This window comes from Hyphomicrobium nitrativorans NL23 (assembly GCF_000503895.1).
GTDB classification, from domain to species: domain Bacteria; phylum Pseudomonadota; class Alphaproteobacteria; order Rhizobiales; family Hyphomicrobiaceae; genus Hyphomicrobium_C; species Hyphomicrobium_C nitrativorans.
Genome location: NC_022997.1, coordinates 2,093,079 through 2,109,840, shown reverse-complemented (window position 1 = coordinate 2,109,840; position 16,762 = coordinate 2,093,079). Strand labels below are relative to the sequence as shown.

The 16,762-nt window shown below is 63.4% G+C and carries 16 protein-coding genes and 2 tRNA genes; 4 read left to right on the top strand and 14 right to left on the bottom strand.

From position 1 onward, the window contains the following. Position 1 precedes the first annotated feature (1 nt). Positions 2-955, bottom strand: a complete 954-nt coding sequence (locus tag W911_RS09845; RefSeq protein WP_023787392.1) for a cell envelope integrity EipB family protein — start codon at positions 953-955, stop codon at positions 2-4. Positions 956-1,140: 185 nt separating this feature from the next. Here W911_RS09845 and W911_RS09840 point away from each other — a divergent pair, with 185 nt between their 5' ends. Then, positions 1,141-1,608, top strand: a complete 468-nt coding sequence (locus W911_RS09840) for a RidA family protein (protein ID WP_023787391.1) — start codon at positions 1,141-1,143, stop codon at positions 1,606-1,608. Between the two features lie 22 nt (positions 1,609-1,630). After that, positions 1,631-2,383 (top strand): glycerophosphodiester phosphodiesterase family protein, encoded by a 753-nt coding sequence (locus tag W911_RS09835; RefSeq protein WP_023787390.1) that lies wholly within the window; start codon positions 1,631-1,633, stop codon positions 2,381-2,383. 174 nt (positions 2,384-2,557) lie between these two features. Here the strand turns inward: W911_RS09835 and W911_RS09830 are convergent, their stop codons facing one another. The 6 genes from W911_RS09830 to W911_RS09805 are packed head-to-tail and all read right to left on the bottom strand — an operon-like array spanning position 2,558 to position 6,229. Next, positions 2,558-3,748 carry an NADH-quinone oxidoreductase subunit D gene (locus W911_RS09830; RefSeq protein WP_023787389.1) on the bottom strand — a complete coding sequence of 397 codons (1,191 nt, stop codon included), beginning with the start codon at positions 3,746-3,748 and terminating at the stop codon, positions 2,558-2,560. A gap of 2 nt (positions 3,749-3,750) precedes the next feature. After that, on the bottom strand, positions 3,751-4,194 hold the full coding sequence (locus W911_RS09825) for a GFA family protein (RefSeq protein WP_023787388.1): 444 nt from the start codon (positions 4,192-4,194) through the stop codon (positions 3,751-3,753). A gap of 14 nt (positions 4,195-4,208) precedes the next feature. Further along, the gene (locus W911_RS09820; RefSeq protein ID WP_023787387.1) at positions 4,209-4,667 is read right to left on the bottom strand and encodes a thioesterase family protein; all 459 of its coding nucleotides are present in this window, start codon (positions 4,665-4,667) and stop codon (positions 4,209-4,211) included. Next, positions 4,664-5,272 (bottom strand): NADH-quinone oxidoreductase subunit C, encoded by a 609-nt coding sequence (locus W911_RS09815; protein WP_023787386.1) that lies wholly within the window; start codon positions 5,270-5,272, stop codon positions 4,664-4,666. The genes W911_RS09820 and W911_RS09815 overlap by 4 nt, the downstream gene beginning before the upstream one ends. A gap of 25 nt (positions 5,273-5,297) precedes the next feature. Further along, the gene (locus tag W911_RS09810) at positions 5,298-5,873 is read right to left on the bottom strand and encodes a NuoB/complex I 20 kDa subunit family protein (RefSeq protein ID WP_023787385.1); all 576 of its coding nucleotides are present in this window, start codon (positions 5,871-5,873) and stop codon (positions 5,298-5,300) included. Continuing rightward, a complete protein-coding gene (locus W911_RS09805; RefSeq protein WP_023787384.1) occupies positions 5,864-6,229 on the bottom strand; it encodes an NADH-quinone oxidoreductase subunit A in 366 nt (121 codons plus the stop codon). The genes W911_RS09810 and W911_RS09805 overlap by 10 nt, the downstream gene beginning before the upstream one ends. A gap of 238 nt (positions 6,230-6,467) precedes the next feature. Between W911_RS09805 and W911_RS09800 the strand changes: the two genes are divergently transcribed. Next, the gene (locus W911_RS09800) at positions 6,468-7,886 is read left to right on the top strand and encodes a GGDEF domain-containing protein (protein ID WP_023787383.1); all 1,419 of its coding nucleotides are present in this window, start codon (positions 6,468-6,470) and stop codon (positions 7,884-7,886) included. A 190-nt stretch (positions 7,887-8,076) separates the two neighbouring features. Here the strand turns inward: W911_RS09800 and W911_RS09795 are convergent. After that, a tRNA-Asp gene (locus W911_RS09795) sits at positions 8,077-8,153 on the bottom strand. A 265-nt stretch (positions 8,154-8,418) separates the two neighbouring features. Next, positions 8,419-8,934 carry a DUF1993 domain-containing protein gene (locus W911_RS09790; protein ID WP_023787382.1) on the bottom strand — a complete coding sequence of 172 codons (516 nt, stop codon included), beginning with the start codon at positions 8,932-8,934 and terminating at the stop codon, positions 8,419-8,421. Positions 8,935-9,072: 138 nt separating this feature from the next. On the opposite strand from W911_RS09790, the gene W911_RS09785 reads away from it, so the two are divergent. After that, positions 9,073-9,147 (top strand) — tRNA-Val (locus W911_RS09785). A 446-nt stretch (positions 9,148-9,593) separates the two neighbouring features. On the opposite strand, the gene W911_RS09780 is transcribed toward W911_RS09785, so the two are convergent. The 5 genes from W911_RS09780 to tig all read right to left on the bottom strand — a co-directional run bounded on the left by W911_RS09780 (position 9,594) and on the right by tig (position 16,760). Beyond that, the gene (locus W911_RS09780) at positions 9,594-9,905 is read right to left on the bottom strand and encodes an HU family DNA-binding protein (RefSeq protein ID WP_158412855.1); all 312 of its coding nucleotides are present in this window, start codon (positions 9,903-9,905) and stop codon (positions 9,594-9,596) included. 290 nt (positions 9,906-10,195) lie between these two features. Further along, entirely contained in the window at positions 10,196-12,622 is a 2,427-nt protein-coding gene (lon, locus tag W911_RS09775; RefSeq protein ID WP_041318298.1) for an endopeptidase La, read from the bottom strand. Positions 12,623-12,941: 319 nt separating this feature from the next. Further along, positions 12,942-14,195 carry an ATP-dependent Clp protease ATP-binding subunit ClpX gene (gene clpX / locus W911_RS09770; protein ID WP_023787379.1) on the bottom strand — a complete coding sequence of 418 codons (1,254 nt, stop codon included), beginning with the start codon at positions 14,193-14,195 and terminating at the stop codon, positions 12,942-12,944. 407 nt (positions 14,196-14,602) lie between these two features. Beyond that, positions 14,603-15,256, bottom strand: coding sequence for an ATP-dependent Clp protease proteolytic subunit (locus W911_RS09765; RefSeq protein WP_023787378.1), 654 nt, complete (start codon positions 15,254-15,256; stop codon positions 14,603-14,605). Positions 15,257-15,404: 148 nt separating this feature from the next. Continuing rightward, positions 15,405-16,760: a trigger factor gene (tig, locus tag W911_RS09760; protein ID WP_023787377.1), complete on the bottom strand. Its 1,356-nt coding sequence runs from the start codon at positions 16,758-16,760 to the stop codon at positions 15,405-15,407. Between the last annotated feature and the right edge of the window lie 2 nt (positions 16,761-16,762).

Below are 16,762 nucleotides of genomic sequence, written 5' to 3'. Positions count from 1 at the left end.
CTTACGGCGTCACGCCCTTGCACGGTGACGCCTCGAAGTACGTCAGCTCCTTAAGCTCGCCTTTGATGGCGAATTCGCCGTGATTGATGCGGAGACTGCTCGTCACGCCGTTCTCGTGAAACCGATAGCTCATCTCATAGAGCGGCACCGCATCCGCCTTGCCCGAATCCGGCGCGTAATAGCTCACGAGCACAGGCCACGACGGAACGTCGTCCAGCGCATCGCCGCCTTTAGCGAGCGCAATCGGCGTCCCCTGCCCCTCCTTCACCTGCCGCCCGATGGCTGTCGACGTCACGTAGACCTTGTCGCCCGTCTCCGACCCGTCGAACAGGTTCGCGGACAGCATGAACCGTCCCTCGCGCGCGGCCTGGATGATCGCCGTCGAATGCTGGATCGGGAAATAGATGTTGTCCGCAAGCTCGAATTCGCGCTCGGTCGGCTTCGCAAGATCGACCGTCACCGCGCCCGAGGACCCCGCGCGCGTCGCCTCGCCCTGCGTCTGCTCGGCCTGCACCTCGTTCTGGTACGTGCTGGTGGAGAAGCGCAAACGGCGAGCCGGCACGTCTTCCCAGCTCGATGTCCTGAGGTCCGTCGTCTGCACCTCGCCCTGCTGGTTCAGCGTCTGTGTGACGAAGCGCATACTCTGCGCATGACCTTCGCAGCGGTTACCCGAAAGCTCGTAGACAATCCGCCCTTCCACCGACACCACGCCGGATGCCGACGAGACAGTGTCAAGCGACAGATCGTAGACCGCCCGATGCGGCGCAAACACGACGTCCTTGACCGGGCCGCCCTTCGAAGATGCACCGGCTTTCGTCGCCCCAGGCCCACCGGCGCCAGCGCCCGCGGCCTGCGCATATTGCGGTTGCCACAGCACGGCCGCGGACAAGACCGTCAAGGCCCCGCCCATCGTCTTGAAAGCGCCCCTGAACAGCTCCGGCGCACGATCTCGCATTCTCGTTCATCCTGTTGAAATGGCGGAAAATAGGGCCAGGCAACATTCTGGCTCCCACCCCGCCAATACCATTGCCGGAATCTAAGGCACGGGAGCGGCGTTGCAAAGTCCGCTCCATCGAGTATTGAGGGGACCCTGACCATTCTGCGGCCATCCGCCCGCCACCAGCACCGGAGATTTCTGCCATGACCGGCACCATTGAGGACCGCTTGGCCTCGCTCGGCTATACCCTTCCCGCAGCCCCCGCCCCGGTCGCCAACTACGTGCCCTACACGATCGTCGGCAACCTCCTGTTCATCTCCGGCCAGATCTCGAAAGCCGCTGACGGCACGCTCGCGACGGGCGCCCTCGGCCGCGACCTCGACGTCGCCGCCGGTCAGGCCGCCGCGCGCCATTCCGCGCTCAATGTTCTTGCTCAGGCCAAGGCCGCCCTCGGCAGCCTGGAGCGCGTGGCCCAGATCGTCCGCCTCACCGGCTTCGTCAATTCCACGCCCGACTTCACCGACCACCCGGCCGTCATCAACGGCGCATCCGATCTTGTGGTCGAAGTGCTGGGTGACGCCGGCCGCCACACGCGCGCCGCCGTCGGCGTGTCGAGCCTGCCGCTCAACTCGGCGGTCGAGATCGACGCGATCATCCGCATCGCCGACTGATCGGCGGCTGGAGGGAGACGCCATGCTCGATCCCGTCTTCCTCCGCCCCATCGCTCACCGCGGCCTGCACGATGCGGCGAAGGGCATGATCGAGAACACGCCCGCGGCGTTCGAAGCCGCCATCGCCAAGGGCTACGCCATCGAGTGCGATCTCGTGGAAGCCGCCGGCGGTCTCCCCATCGTCTTCCACGACGACACGCTCGACCGGCTGACGGAAAGCACGGGCGCGGTCGCAGGTCTGGGCTCGGCCGATCTCCCGCGCATCCGCTTCAAAGAATCGAACACGACCGGAATCCCGACCTTCGCCGAGTTCCTGGCGCTCTGCGGACCCCGCGTCCCGCTTGTTGTAGAGATCAAGAGCGACTGGCGTCCGCCGCATCCGGCATTCCTGCACGAGATCGCGCGGCGTGCATTGGACCATGAAGGCCCCATCGCGCTCATGTCGTTCGACCCGGCGCTGATGGCTGCGCTTGCGCATCTCGCACCTGCCGTCCCGCGCGGCATCGTATCGGGGAGCTACCGCAACGCCGACGGCACGCCCTGGTGGCCTCGGCTATCGGGCTGGCGCACGTTCTGTTTGAGAAACCTTCTCGAAGACCGCGGCGCCCCGCCCGACTTCTACGCTTACGAAATCGACGCGCTGCCGACGTGGGCCACACGCTTCGCCCGCTGGCGCAACCGTCCCGTCTTCGCCTGGACCGTCCGCACGGACACGGACCGCGCACGCGCCGCCCACCACGCCGACGCACCGATCTTCGAAGGCTTCGAGCCTTAACTGACGAGTTACGCGTGGGCCAAGCCACCGACGCTTGATGGCCCTCGCCGCCGACTGCAAAACCACAACGCAGCCGAAGGCTCCAGGAGCAACGCGACCCGGGCCTAATGGCCCGCCCCCGCGGAGCGCCAGCGCACCTGCCAGGTGCGCGAACAGGCGCGTGAGCGAAAAAAACTACCTATCGATTTCCCCGAACACGATGTCGAGCGAACCGATGATCGCAGACACGTCCGCCAGCATGTGGCCCTTGTTGAGGAAGTCCATGGCCGCAAGATGCGGGAAACCAGGCGCGCGGATCTTGCACCGATAGGGCTTGTTCGATCCGTCCGCCACCAGATAGACGCCGAACTCGCCCTTCGGCGCTTCGACCGCGGCGTACACTTCGCCCGCCGGAACGTGGAAGCCTTCCGTGTAGAGCTTGAAGTGATTGATGAGCGCCTCCATCGAGCGCTTCATCTCGCCCCGCTTCGGCGGCACGACGCGCGGATTGCGCGCCGACACCGGCCCAGCACCGTCCGCGCTCGTGAGCATCCCGCACACCTGCTTCATGATCTTCACGCTCTCTCGCATTTCGAGCATGCGGATCAGATAGCGGTCGTAGCAGTCGCCGTTCTTGCCGATGGGAATGTCGAAATCGAGCTCGCTGTAGCATTCGTACGGCTGCGACTTGCGCAAGTCCCAAGCAGCCCCCGAGCCGCGCACCATCACGCCCGAAAAGCCCCACGCGAACGCGTCGTCGAGCGAAACCACGCCGATGTCTACGTTGCGCTGCTTGAAGATGCGGTTCTCCGTCAGCAGCCCCTCGATGTCGTCGAGAACCTTCAGGAACGGATCGCACCATGCATAGATGTCGTCGATAAGCTGGCGCGGCAGATCCTGATGCACGCCGCCGATGCGGAAATACTTGGCGTGCATCCGGCTGCCCGAGGCACGTTCGTAGAATACCATCAGCTTCTCGCGCTCTTCGAAGCCCCACAGCGGCGGCGTCAATGCGCCCACGTCCATCGCCTGCGTGGTAACGTTGAGGAGATGCGAGAGATGCCGTCCGATCTCGGAAAAGAGCACGCGGATGAGCTGCCCGCGCCGCGGGACTTCAAGGCCGAGAAGGCGCTCCGCCGCGAGACAGAACGCATGTTCCTGGTTCATCGGCGCGACGTAATCGAGACGGTCGAAATAGCCGATCGCCTGCAGATACGTCTTCGCCTCGATCAGCTTTTCCGTGCCGCGATGCAAAAGCCCCACGTGCGGATCGACGCGCTCCACCACCTCGCCATCGAGTTCGAGCACGAGGCGCAACACGCCATGCGCGGCCGGATGCTGCGGCCCGAAGTTGATGTTGAATGGACGGATCTCGGTCTCTGCCATGGTCAGCCCTGCCCCGTCTCCTTGCCGGCCGCGAAGGCCGCCATCACCTCAGCGCCGGTCATCTTGTTCGTCTCGTTCGCAAAATCGTAATAGCCGGGCTTCTCGTCCACGAAGATCTCGGCAACGAATGCCAGGCCCGTTTGATCGTCGAACGTCCCGGCCGACAGCGCGAAATGCTCCGCGCCCGAAAGCCGCCAGTAAAGCGATGTGCCGCACGTCTTGCAGAATGCGCGTTCGCCCCAGTCCGACGACTTGTAGACACCGATATTCTCGGCACCCTCAAACGCAACCGGGCCCTCGTGGTCGTGCGCGAAAAACGGCCCCGAAGCCCAGCGGCGGCACATGCTGCAATGACACACGCCGACCTCGCGCTTTTTAGGGTCGAACGAGAAGCGAACCGCGCCGCAAAGGCATCGACCGCTGAGCTGACCGCCTTCCGTCGCCATCGTCCGTCTCCTCCTCAGCCACCCGAAGCCGTAACTGCCGCAATAGGATCTGCTCCGGCGCCCTGCGCCTTGTCGTTCACATGGCTCACGAAGCGCGCCCAAGGCACCACCATGCGCTCGTGCCGGCCCTTGCCGATCACCTCGACGCCGTCGTGCGCCACCACGTCGAAAGCAATCCGCCGCCCTGTGACGCTTGTGCAGGTCGCATCCACCGTCACCACCTGCCCCGGCACCGTCGCGCCAGAGTGCGAAACGTCGACGTGGATCCCGAGCGAGCCTTCACCCGCATCGAGATGCGGCTTCAAAACTTCGAGGCATGCCCACTCCATCAGCCCCACCATGAACCCGGTCGCGAACACACCCGGCATCGCGCGGAAATCTGCCGATTCCGGATAAAGGTTCGGCACCGTCTTCTCGGCCGTCACCGTGAAGGTGAGCCGCGCCGTCGCACCGGCTTCGAGCGTCGGCTTCATGCGCGGCTGGCCTTTTCGTCGCCCGGCAGCGTGTAATCGGGACCTTCCCACGGGCTCTCGAAATCGAACCGGCGGAACTCCTGTACGAGCTTCACGGGCTCGTACACCACGCGCTTCGCGTCGTCGTCGTAGCGCACTTCCACATAGCCGGTGAGCGGGAAGTCCTTGCGCAGCGGATGGCCCTGGAACCCGTAATCGGTGAGCAGACGGCGCAAGTCGGGATGCCCCGTGAACAGAACGCCATACATGTCGTACGTTTCGCGCTCATACCAGTTCGCAGCCGGAAACACACCGATGACCGACGGCACCGCCGTCTCCTCGTCGGTCTCCACCTTGACCCTGATCCGCTGGTTCAGGCGTGGCGACAGCAGATGATAGACGACGTCGAAACGCCGCTCCCGCGCCGGCCAGTCCACGCCGCAAATGTCGATCAGAACCTCGAAGCGGCACCTAGGATCGTCGCGCAAGGTCGTGAGCACATCCACGATGCGCGCCCCGTCCGCGACGAGCGTCAACTCGCCCACCGCAATTGAGCGTTCGCGCACGGCGTCGCCAAGCGTCGATACGATATGCGTTTCAAGATCGGTCAGCACTGTCTCTTCCATGACGGCCGCGTATCCCTGCCCGCGATTATCTCTCGATCGTTCCTGTCCGCCGGATCTTCCGCTGCAGCAGAAGCACGCCGTAGAGCAGCGCCTCCGCCGTCGGCGGACAGCCCGGAACGTAAACGTCGACGGGCACGATCCGGTCGCAGCCGCGCACGACCGCATACGAATAATGGTAATAGCCGCCGCCGTTCGCGCAGCTTCCCATCGAGATCACGTAGCGCGGCTCGGGCATCTGGTCGTAGACCTTGCGGAGCGCGGGCGCCATCTTGTTGGTCAGCGTGCCGGCGACGATCATCACGTCCGATTGGCGGGGCGACGCGCGTGGCGCGAAGCCGAACCGTTCGAGATCGTAGCGCGGCATCGAGGCCTGCATCATCTCGACCGCGCAGCACGCGAGCCCGAACGTCATCCACATCAGTGAGCCCGTACGCGCCCAGTTGATGAGGTCGTCCGTCGTCGTGACGAGGAAGCCCTTGTCGCCAAGCTCGTTCGAGATCTCGGTGAAGAACGGATCCGGCTGCACGAGCGCACGCGAGGCGCCGCCTGCCCCTTCCTTGGGCTTGTCGAATACGAATTCGGGAGGAACGATCAATCCCATTCGAGCGCTCCCTTCCGCCATTCGTAGATGAAGCCAATCGTGAGCACGCCGAGAAACACCATCATCGACCAGAAGCCGAAGCTCCCCGTATCCGCGAACGTCACCGCCCACGGAAACAGGAACGCGATTTCGAGATCGAAGATGATGAACAGGATCGCCACAAGATAGAAGCGCACGTCGAACTTCATGCGCGCGTCGTCGAAGGCGTTGAAGCCGCACTCGTAGGCGGAAACCTTCTCCGGATCGGGATTGCGAACCGCGACCAGGAACGGCGCCAGCATCAGCGCGCCTCCGATCGCGAGCGCCACCCCGATGAACACGGCAAGCGGCAAATAGTCGGTAATGAGCTGGTCCATCGCGTCCGTCCTCCCGGGGTCCCTCGCAGCCAAACGCGAGAGCCTACCGCGGCGCAAAATACACTCCTCGTGTTAACCCAACGGGTCACGCACGTGCAACAGATACTACGTCTACCAACGCCTCCCCAGCGACACATTGAGCCGCAACAACGCGGAGACTGAGACAATTCGTTCCGAGCCTATCTCGGGCGAGCGTGGCAGTAAGCCCGCAGCGATTCTCGTTCGAGGCGTACCGCCCATGACGGTCAGAGACCTGCCCCGCCCGTCCGCGGCAACCTTGAGCCTGCTGGGGCACCTCCAGGCGGCGCCCGCCGCCGTCGTCTTCGCCCTCGTTCTCTCCGCCTGTCTGTTCGGCATAGCCACCCGGCCCGCCGGATTTCTCGCGGCCGTGTGGCCCGCGAACGCCCTCCTTCTCGGCTTGTTCGTGCGCCATCCGCGCTTCGCAACCCCCGCGGGCTGGGGCGCGGCCATCGCCGCCTATGTGGTCGCCGACCTCGCCACCGGAGCCACCCTCCAGAAAACCCTGCTGCTGACCTCCGGCAATCTCGTCGCCGTTTTCACAGGCTATCTCCTCTATGCCCGGCTCGGAGACGACGACAGACGCCTGAAGCGCCCGTTCTCGGTCCTCTACCTTACCCTCATCTCCGCGGCGGCGGCCGGCGCGGCCGGCATCGTCGGCGCTGTCGTGAACCCCATCCTGTTCCATGGGAGCGCCCTGGAAGGGCTCCTGTTCTGGACCGTGACGGAGTTCGTGAACTTCATTGTGCTGCTTCCGATGGCGCTAACCCTGCCCGCACCCCGCTGGCCGGCGCGCCACGAGTGGCGCGAGTTCGACGTCCCGCTCCTGATGTCGAAAACCGCCCCCATCCTGGCCCTCATCCCGTCCTGCCTCGCCAGCCATTGGATCGGCGGCCCCGGCGCGATGGCGTTTCCGGCTCCCGCCCTGCTCTGGTGTGCGCTCGTTCTCAGCGTGTCCGGCACTGCCGTGATCACATTCCTGGTCAGCTCGTGGACGTTGATCGGCATCTCCACGGGCGCCATTTCACTCGGAGCGGACGTCACGGCCTTGACGTCGGTCATGTCGATCCGCATTGGCGTCGCGCTCATGGCGCTCGCGCCTCTCAACGTCGCGGCGGTGATGGCCGCGCGAAAGGACTTCCAGTTCCTGCTCCAGCGCATGGTGACGAACGATCCGATGACCGCAGCGCTCACACGCCGCGCCTTCGCCCTCCGCGCTCGAAAGCGCCTCCGCCAGCCGTCCTCACACCAAACGCCGTTCGCGCTGCTTCTGTTCGACATCGACGGCCTGCGCCACATTAACGCGCAGTATGGGCACGAGACGGGCGATCAGGCGCTCAAGTCTCTCGCACGCGCCGCGCGCACCTATCTTCCGAACGGCGACGAACTCGGCCGCCTCGGCAGCGACGACTTTGCAATTCTGCTCGTGGATTGCAGCCGCGAGGAAGCAACGGCGCTTGCTGAGCGCATCCGCACGGTTTTCAACGAAGCCCCGATCCAGCTCCCCGACGGCCACCGCGTGCGCGCCAAGGCCAGTGTCGGCATCGCCGCGATCTCCGCGCAGCCCACCACGGCCGAACACCTGCTCAACATCGCCGAAGACGCCCTTCGCCAATCCAAGCGCGACAAGGGCGTATAGCCGCGCACTGCGGCCCGCGCTTCCGTGAGCACTGTGTCCGAAAACAAAAAACAGCGCGTAAGCGCTCGGGGCGCGACCGCGCCCCCGCGCGTCATGGCGAAGCCATGCTCCGCATGGACTGCCGCGGCCATCCACGAAGCACCCCGCCCCTTGAGCGATGCTTCCCTCAACTTGTGTCCGAAGAAAAAAATGGCGCGAGAGACGGGACTTGAACCCGCGGCCTCCGGCGTGACAGGCCGGCGCTCTAACCAACTGAGCTACTCCCGCGTCCGCTCTCGTTCAAAGCCCGCGAATGGAGCGAACGAGGCAAAAGCGAAGGCTGAGATACGTGTTCGGCGCCCCCAAGTCAAGCTCAGGAAGCACCTGTTTTTCAAGGCCCCACGCCCGAGGCGCCGATCCCCGCCAAAACGAAGCCCCGGCACCCCGCAAGCGGCGCGCGGGGCAGCGTCAGAAAGCCGCCCAGCCTCGCCTAACGGCAGCGCTACCAGGTCTTTGGCATCATCGTGAACCGTCAAGGGGCGTCCATTTCAAGTCATGCCGGGGGCATGCGCCTCATGAAATCGCGCTTGCCGATGTCGAGCCCGTTGTGGCGCAGGATGCCGTAGGCCGTCGCGCAGTGGAAATAGAAGTTCGGCAGCGCAAAGTGCAGCAGATATTCGCGTCCCGTGAAATGCAGCTCGCGCGGGCCGGCCTTGATGGAGAACGCCTCGTCCGCCGCAGCCTCCATCGGCGCGGCCTGCGCCTGATCGAGAACGGCCAGCGTCTCCGCAATCCGCGTCTTGAGCTCGGCAAACGTGGTTTCGGTGTCGTCGTGGACAGGCGCCGTCAGGCCTGCCAGCCGCGCAACCGAAAGCTTCGCGAAATCGCACGCCGAGGTCACCTGCTTCTTGAACGTGTACATGTCGGGATAAAGCCGCGCCGAAAGCAGCGCCTCGTGCTCGATGCCCTTGGCATCGGCATAGACCACGGCCTTATCGAGGATCGCATCCAGCGCTTCGAGATGCTTGCGGAACGACGGTACGGCAATTTCATGCATTGTGATGGTCATGAGAGTCTCCGAAAAGAGCAGAGCATAAGGACGGGCGACAGAATGCCTTTGGCGAACGCGGCCTTTGGCCGGACAGCCGAAGGCTTCTCCAATCGCATCTTGCAGCCAACCACGTCCGACGCTATGCAGTGATCCGTCGGGCGGTTAGCTCAGTGGTAGAGCGCTTCGTTTACACCGAAGATGTCGGGAGTTCGACCCTCTCACCGCCCACCATGTTTCTAGCGACACAAGCTGAGAGAAGCTTCGGAAAAGAAGCGGTGTGCTCGTGGACATCCGGCGCACTTGCGCCGGGTCGCCTTGCTCCCGGGCTGCTGCGCAGCCGTTGCTCGTTTTCGTACACAAGTGGAGGAAAGCTTCGTTCAGTGAGCGTTATGCTTGGTGGATGGCCGCGCCACTTGGCGCGGGGCCGCAGTCGCGGCCCGAGCCGAAGCTGCATCGGCAGCTTCAGCTAAGAGCGAAGGACGACAATTCCTCGCCAACTTGAGGCCCGCAGGGCCTATGGCGCCAAGGGCGCCCGGCGCAAGTGCGCCGGATCTCAACACGGCACATCGCCCCTTATCCGAAGCTTCTCTCAGCTTGCGTACGAAAACAAAAAAAGCGCCGCGGAAATTCCACGGCGCTCAAAATCTCTCACACGCAAAACGCGGCGCGCGGCGCTTTTAATTCAGCGCGTCCTTCAGACCCTTCGCAGGGCTGAACTTCGGCACACGCGATGCAGGGATCTTGATCGTTGCACCCGTCGCGGGGTTGCGGCCTTCGCGCGCCTTGCGGCTCGCAACCTTGAAGCTGCCGAAATCCGGAATGCGAACCTCGCCGCCGTCCTTCAGCACCGCCTTGATGTGCGCGAGCGCGGCGTCGACGACCGAGCCTGCCTTCTCCTTCGTGAGTTCGCACTCTTTTGCAACGGCGTCGATCAGATCTTTCTTGCTCATCTTTCCGTCCTCGTGACTGGAATGAATTTGGTCTGGCATCGTGCCAGGAGACCGCGCCGTAGCGCCCGCCGAGAAGTGTGCAACCCAAGGGATAGGATTGCTGTTTCGGCATCTCGTGGGCGCACAAAAGCCCCTAAAAACGGGCCTCGTCAAGGGGCAAAACGACCATGTACGCTTGAAATACGGGGCGATCCGTACACGCTGCGGTGCACACCCGAGGCGCGCGAACGCATGCGTTCGATCGCGGCGCCCCGCAACGAAACGTAAACCAACACACGTTGCTGGAAATGAAAAAGGGCGCGATTTTCGCGCCCTTTTATCGCTTCATGTCAGTGCGCTGTGACGCGCGAGTTTCCTTCCGCACCATCCGAAGGAACGGCAGCCGCCTCAGCCTGCTCGTCCCACTGGATCGGATCCGGCACACGCACCAGCGCGGTCTTCACCACGTCTTCCATGCGCGCGACGGGCACGAGTTCGAGCTTCGTCTTCACCTCTTCGGGGATCTCGGCCAGATCCTTGACGTTGTCCTCGGGGATGAGAACCGTCTTGATGCCGCCGCGCAGCGCCGCGAGCAGCTTCTCCTTGAGACCGCCGATCGGCAGCACGCGCCCGCGCAACGTGATCTCGCCCGTCATGGCAACATCCTTGCGCACCGGGATTCCGGTCAGCACCGAGATGATGGCGGTCGCCATCGCCACACCGGCTGACGGACCGTCCTTCGGCGTGGCGCCTTCCGGAACGTGCACGTGGATGTCGCGCTTCTCGAACAGCGACGGATGGATGCCGAACTCGACCGAGCGCGAGCGCACGTAGGCGTTCGCGGCCGAGATCGATTCCTTCATCACGTCGCGCAGATTGCCCGTTACCGTCATCTTGCCCTTGCCGGGCATCATGACGCCTTCGATGGTGAGCAACTCGCCGCCCACTTCCGTCCACGCGAGACCCGTGACGATGCCGATCTGATCTTCGAGCTCGGCTTCGCCATAGCGATACTTCGGCACGCCGAGATAATCGCTGATGTTGTCGGCCGTCACCGTCACCGTCTTCTTGTCGGGCGAGGTCAGGATCTCCTTCACCGCCTTGCGCGCGAGCTTGGCCACTTCGCGCTCCAGCGAGCGCACGCCGGCTTCCCGCGTGTAACGGCGGATGAGCTGCATGAGCGCGCCATCCTCGACGATCCACTCGCCGGGCTCAAGACCATGCGCCTGCTGCTGCTCGGTCAGAAGATGGCGCTTGGCGATCTCGACCTTCTCGTCTTCCGTGTAGCCCGCGAGACGGATGATCTCCATGCGGTCCATCAGGGCCGGCGGAATGTTGAGCGTGTTCGCCGTCGTCACGAACATCACGTTCGAAAGGTCGTAGTCGACTTCGAGATAATGATCGTTGAACGACTGGTTCTGCTCCGGATCGAGCACTTCGAGCAGCGCCGCCGCGGGATCGCCGCGGAAGTCCTGGCCCATCTTGTCGATCTCGTCGAGCAGGAACAGCGGATTGGTCCGCTTCGCCTTCTTCATCGACTGGATGACCTTGCCGGGCATCGAACCGATGTAGGTGCGCCGGTGACCGCGGATCTCCGCTTCGTCGCGCACGCCGCCAAGGCTCATGCGCACGAACTCGCGCCCCGTGGCGTTCGCGATCGACTTGCCGAGCGACGTCTTGCCGACGCCCGGAGGCCCGACGAGGCAGAGGATCGGCCCCTTCAGCTTGTTGGTGCGCGCCTGCACCGCGAGATATTCGAGAATGCGCTCCTTGACCTTTTCGAGGCCGTAGTGTTCGGCGTCGAGCACCTGCTGCGCCTCGTCGAGATCCTTCTTGACCTTGCCCTTGATGCCCCACGGGATCGAGAGCAGCCAGTCGAGGTAGTTGCGCACGACGGTGGCTTCGGCCGACATCGGGCTCATCTGCTTGAGCTTCTTCAGCTCCGCAGTCGCCTTGTCCTTCGCTTCCTTCGAGAGCTTGGTGTTGTCGATCTTCTCTTCGAACTCGGCGATGTCGTCGCGCTCTTCGGTGTCTCCGAGCTCCTTCTGGATCGCCTTCATCTGCTCGTTGAGATAGTACTCGCGCTGCGTCTTCTCCATCTGCCGCTTCACGCGCGAACGGATCTTGCGCTCGACTTGCAGCACCGAGATCTCGCTCTCCATGAGCGTGTAGACCTTCTCAAGCCGGTTCGACACGACGGTCGTCTCCAGCACGTCCTGCTTGTCGGCGATCTTCACCGCGAGGTGAGACGCGATGGTGTCGGCGAGCTTCGAATAGTCCTCTATCTGCGCGATGGTGCCGAGCACCTCCGGCGAGATCTTCTTATTGAGCTTGACGTAGTTTTCGAACTGCGAGACGGCCGAGCGCGCAAGCGCCTCGATCTCGGTCTTGGTGCCGAGCGTCTCCGAGATGCGCTCCACCTCGGCTTCGAAATAATTCGGGTTGTCGGTGTAGGTGAGAACCTTCGCGCGCGCCGTGCCCTCGACCAGCACCTTAACGGTGCCGTCCGGCAGCTTCAGGAGTTGCAGCACGGAAGCGAGCGTACCGACCTGATAGATCGCGTCCGTCGCGGGGTCGTCGTCGCCCGCGTTCTTCTGCGCGGCAAGCAGGATGTGCTTGTCGGCGCGCATCACCTCTTCGAGCGCGTTGATCGATTTCTCGCGCCCCACGAACAGCGGCACGATCATGTAGGGGAACACGACGATGTCGCGCAGCGGCAGCACCGGATAATGATCGCGGGCGCCGGGCTTGTCCTTGGTCTGCTTTTCTTCGCTCATCACCGTCACCATTCACGTTGTGCCGCACGGGAACCCGCCATAAGACGGGAACGGACCACTCTAGCTGCCCGGCCCCGCATCATTATGGCCGAACCGGGCGTACTCACGCCGCATCCTTCGATTTTTCTGGGAAAACCCCCGGCTCATCGAGCAGGGACAGCCGAAAGAGAGCGTCGTCGACAACAGATGGGGATTGGCCCCATTCCGATCAATAAGAGGCCCGGCACGACAGAAGAAGGGCCCGCTTGCCCATTTAACCTGGAAACGATCCAGAGGCTACCCCATCGACGGCTGTCTGCCGCCGACGGTTTGCCAAATCTTAAGAGGCCGTCGAGCCCTTTTCCTCGACCCGCTCGGAGTAAATCCGGAGCGGACGAGCGCCGCCTTCCACGACCTCCGGCCCGATCACGATCTCCTCGACGCCCTTGAGGGCCGGAAGATCGAACATGGTGTCGAGCAGAATGCCCTCCATGATGGAGCGCAGGCCGCGCGCACCCGTCTTGCGCTCGATCGCCTTGCGCGCGATGGCACGTAATGCCTCGGCCGTAAGCGTGAGCTTTACGTCCTCCATCTCGAACAGACGCTGATACTGCTTCACGATGGCATTCTTCGGCTCCATGAGGATCTGCACCAGCGCCACCTCGTCGAGATCTTCGAGCGTCGCGATCACCGGCAGACGGCCGATGAATTCCGGGATCAGGCCGAACTTCAGAAGATCCTCGGGCTCGACCTCGCGCAGCACTTCGCCGGTCCGCCGCTCGTCGGGCGCGATCACGCGCGCGCCGAAGCCGATGGACGTCCCCTTGCCCCGCCGCGAGATGATCTTTTCGAGACCCGCGAACGCGCCGCCGCAGATGAACAGGATGTTCGACGTATCGACCTGCAGGAACTCCTGCTGCGGATGCTTGCGCCCGCCCTGCGGGGGAACCGAGGCGACCGTGCCTTCCATGATTTTGAGCAGCGCCTGCTGCACACCCTCTCCCGACACGTCGCGCGTGATCGAGGGATTGTCGGACTTGCGGCTGATCTTGTCGATTTCGTCGATGTAGACGATGCCCCGCTGCGCACGCTCGACGTTGTAGTCGGCGCTCTGCAGGAGCTTCAGAATGATGTTCTCGACGTCCTCGCCCACGTAACCGGCTTCGGTCAGCGTCGTCGCGTCCGCCATCGTGAACGGCACGTCGAGAATGCGGGCGAGCGTCTGCGCGAGCAGCGTCTTGCCGCAACCCGTGGGGCCGACGAGCAGGATGTTCGACTTCGCAAGCTCGACGTCGTTGTTCTTCGCCGCGTGGTTGAGGCGCTTGTAGTGATTGTGAACCGCGACCGAGAGCACGCGCTTGGCGTGGAACTGCCCGATCACATACGAATCGAGCACCGTGCAGATCTCTTGCGGGGTCGGCACGCCGTCGCGCGATTTGACGAGCGTGTTCTTATTCTCTTCACGGATGATGTCCATGCACAGCTCGACGCATTCATCGCAGATGAACACGGTCGGGCCGGCAATCAGCTTCCGCACCTCATGCTGGCTCTTGCCGCAGAAAGAGCAGTAGAGAGTGTTCTTTTCCTGAGCCATTCTGTTCTCTCACCCGCAGTCAGGAATGACGCCCGACGACCCGGAACCTCAGGGCCGGAAGCCCTTTCGGCGCATTACGGCGAAGCCCGCCGCGGGCACATGAAAAACGTTACACCCGATCTCAACACGCTAGTGTTCCCGAGATCAAGATTCGATTAACGGCTCTCCCGCGTTCGAGGCGGAAAGAACCCGCTGACGGCCGCTATCCTGGCACCCTGGAGCCCAAAAAGGCAGAACCCAGCACTTAAGCCGTCCACGCTACCGTTCCAAGCTTGCGTGGCCCCAATGCGGCCGAACGCCTCGCAAAAAAGTATATTTTGCGAGCATTTCGCCTCTCTCGCAGGCGCGAACGCCGGGCGGCGGCCAGCACCGCCCGGAGCTTCGCTTGCCTGTCGGCCAGCCAGCCCTTAAGCGGCGGGCGGCGTGGGTTCGGGAGCTTTGGTTTCCACGTCGTCGCGCTGCGACAAAACCCGGTCGATAAGACCGAAATCCTTCGCCTGATCCGCTGTCATGAAGTAATCGCGATCGAGTGTTCTCTCGATCATTTCGTACGGCTGGCCGGTATGCTTGACGTAGACTTCATTAAGGCGCCGCTTCATCTTGATGATGTCTTCGGCGTGGCGCTCGATGTCGGACGCCTGCCCCTGGAAGCCGCCGGACGGCTGATGCACCATGATGCGGGCGTTCGGGAGCGCATAGCGCAAGCCCTTTTCGCCGGCGCACAAGAGCAGCGAGCCCATGGACGCCGCCTGGCCGATACACAGTGTCGCAATCGGCGGCTTCACGAACTGCATCGTATCGTAGATCGCCATGCCGGCCGTCACCACGCCACCCGGCGAGTTGATGTACATGGAGATCTCTTTCTTGGGGTTTTCCGCCTCAAGGAAGAGCAACTGCATGCAGATCGAAGCCGCCATGTGGTCTTCCACCGGCCCTGTCACGAAGATGATGCGCTCCTTGAGGAGCCGCGACGGCAGATCGTAGCCGCGCTCGCCGCGCGCCGTCTGCTCGACGACCATGGGCCAGAAAGAACCTGTGAGTGTGGCGACGGGATCGCGCATGAGATCATTCCTCTTGGGGTTCTCCGCGCTCAGGAAATGAGCCACGGACGCGAGCTCCTGACGAAGCCTCGCAATGGGCCTATCAGATCAGCACGGGAACGCGTCACTTCAAGTCCTCTCCGCCGGCAGACCGGCGGAGAGGGAGTACTCAGGCGTCGACGGCCTTCTCCAGACTCTCGACCAGTTCCTTGCGCGAGACCGTCTTCTCGGCGGGCTTCGCAAGCTCCAGCACGAAATCGATCACCTTGTCCTCGAAGATCGGCGCGCGGATCTCCTGGATCGCGCCAGGCGTCTTCTGGAAGTACTCGTAGACTTCCTTCTCTTGGCCGGGGAAACGGCGCGCCTGCTCGACGAGCGCGGCACGCAGTTCGTCCTGCGAGACCTCGATCTTGTTCTTGTCGCCGATCTCGCCGACGACGAGACCGAGACGCACGCGCCGCTCGGCGATCTTGCGATACTCCGCGCGCGCTTCGTCCTCGGTCTTGCCCTCGTCGGCAAACGACTTGCCTTCGCGTTCGAGCCCTTCGGTCACCTGCTTCCAGATGCCTTCGAACTCACGCTCGACGAGCGACGGCGGCAGCTCGAAATCGTGCGCGGATTCGAGCGCGTCGAGCAACTCGCGCTTCAGCTTCATGCGCGAGGCCTGATCGAGCTCCTGCTTGATCTGCGTCGTCACGAGACCCTTGAGCTGATCGAGACCTTCCATGCCGAGAGACTTGGCGAATTCGTCGTTGATCTCGGCCTTGACCGAGCGCTCGACCTCTTTCACCGTCACAGCGAAAACAGCGGCTTTCCCGGCGAGATCGGCCACCGGATAATTCTCCGGGAACGTCGCGTTGACATCGCGGGAGTCGCCCTTCTTGGCACCTTTGATGCCGTCTTCGAACCCGGGGATGAAGCCCGAATTTCCGATCACGAGCTGAAGGTTCTCGCCCTCGCCGCGTTCGAACGCCACGCCGTCGATGGTACCCTTGAAGTCGATGGTGACGCGGTCACCCTCACCGGCTTCGCGGCCTTCCTCGGCCTCGAACGCGGTGTTGCGCTCGGCAAGCTGGCCCAGGGCCTCGTTGAGCTGCTCGTCGTCGACTTCCGCTACCAGCTTTTCGAGCGTCAGCGACTTGAAATCGGTCAGCTTCACTTCGGGAAGCACCTCGAAGCTCATCTCGTAGGCGAGATCCGCCTTGCCCTCGACGACGCTCTCCATGTTGACGCTGTCTTCGGGGATCGAGATGTCCGGCATCATCGCAGGCCGCTCGTTGCGGTCGCGGATCGCCTGGGACGACGTCTCGCGGATCGTCTCCTCAAGCACCTCGTTCATGACCGAGCGGCCGAACACCTTCTTGATGTGCGCAACCGGCACCTTGCCCTTGCGGAACCCTTTGAGTTGCACCTGGTCCTTGATCTTGTCCAGATGCGCCGTGTACCGCTCGCCGAGCTCGTCGGCACCGACCACGACCTTAAGCTTCCGCTTGAGCCCTTCCGAGCTCGTCTCCAAAACCTGCATGA

Excerpts from the sequence above, each read along its gene's own strand:
- W911_RS09845 (WP_023787392.1), bottom strand. The coding sequence starts at position 955 with ATGCGAGATCGTGCGCCGGAGCTGTTCAGGGGCGCTTTCAAGACGATG.
- W911_RS09840 (WP_023787391.1), top strand. The coding sequence starts at position 1,141 with ATGACCGGCACCATTGAGGACCGCTTGGCCTCGCTCGGCTATACCCTT.
- W911_RS09835 (WP_023787390.1), top strand. The coding sequence starts at position 1,631 with ATGCTCGATCCCGTCTTCCTCCGCCCCATCGCTCACCGCGGCCTGCAC.
- W911_RS09830 (WP_023787389.1), bottom strand. The coding sequence starts at position 3,748 with ATGGCAGAGACCGAGATCCGTCCATTCAACATCAACTTCGGGCCGCAG.
- W911_RS09825 (WP_023787388.1), bottom strand. The coding sequence starts at position 4,194 with ATGGCGACGGAAGGCGGTCAGCTCAGCGGTCGATGCCTTTGCGGCGCG.
- W911_RS09820 (WP_023787387.1), bottom strand. The coding sequence starts at position 4,667 with ATGAAGCCGACGCTCGAAGCCGGTGCGACGGCGCGGCTCACCTTCACG.
- W911_RS09815 (WP_023787386.1), bottom strand. The coding sequence starts at position 5,272 with ATGGAAGAGACAGTGCTGACCGATCTTGAAACGCATATCGTATCGACG.
- W911_RS09810 (WP_023787385.1), bottom strand. The coding sequence starts at position 5,873 with ATGGGATTGATCGTTCCTCCCGAATTCGTATTCGACAAGCCCAAGGAA.
- W911_RS09805 (WP_023787384.1), bottom strand. The coding sequence starts at position 6,229 with ATGGACCAGCTCATTACCGACTATTTGCCGCTTGCCGTGTTCATCGGG.
- W911_RS09800 (WP_023787383.1), top strand. The coding sequence starts at position 6,468 with ATGACGGTCAGAGACCTGCCCCGCCCGTCCGCGGCAACCTTGAGCCTG.
- W911_RS09790 (WP_023787382.1), bottom strand. The coding sequence starts at position 8,934 with ATGACCATCACAATGCATGAAATTGCCGTACCGTCGTTCCGCAAGCAT.
- W911_RS09780 (WP_158412855.1), bottom strand. The coding sequence starts at position 9,905 with ATGCCAGACCAAATTCATTCCAGTCACGAGGACGGAAAGATGAGCAAG.
- lon (WP_041318298.1), bottom strand. The coding sequence starts at position 12,622 with ATGAGCGAAGAAAAGCAGACCAAGGACAAGCCCGGCGCCCGCGATCAT.
- clpX (WP_023787379.1), bottom strand. The coding sequence starts at position 14,195 with ATGGCTCAGGAAAAGAACACTCTCTACTGCTCTTTCTGCGGCAAGAGC.
- W911_RS09765 (WP_023787378.1), bottom strand. The coding sequence starts at position 15,256 with ATGCGCGATCCCGTCGCCACACTCACAGGTTCTTTCTGGCCCATGGTC.
- tig (WP_023787377.1), bottom strand. The coding sequence starts at position 16,760 with ATGCAGGTTTTGGAGACGAGCTCGGAAGGGCTCAAGCGGAAGCTTAAG.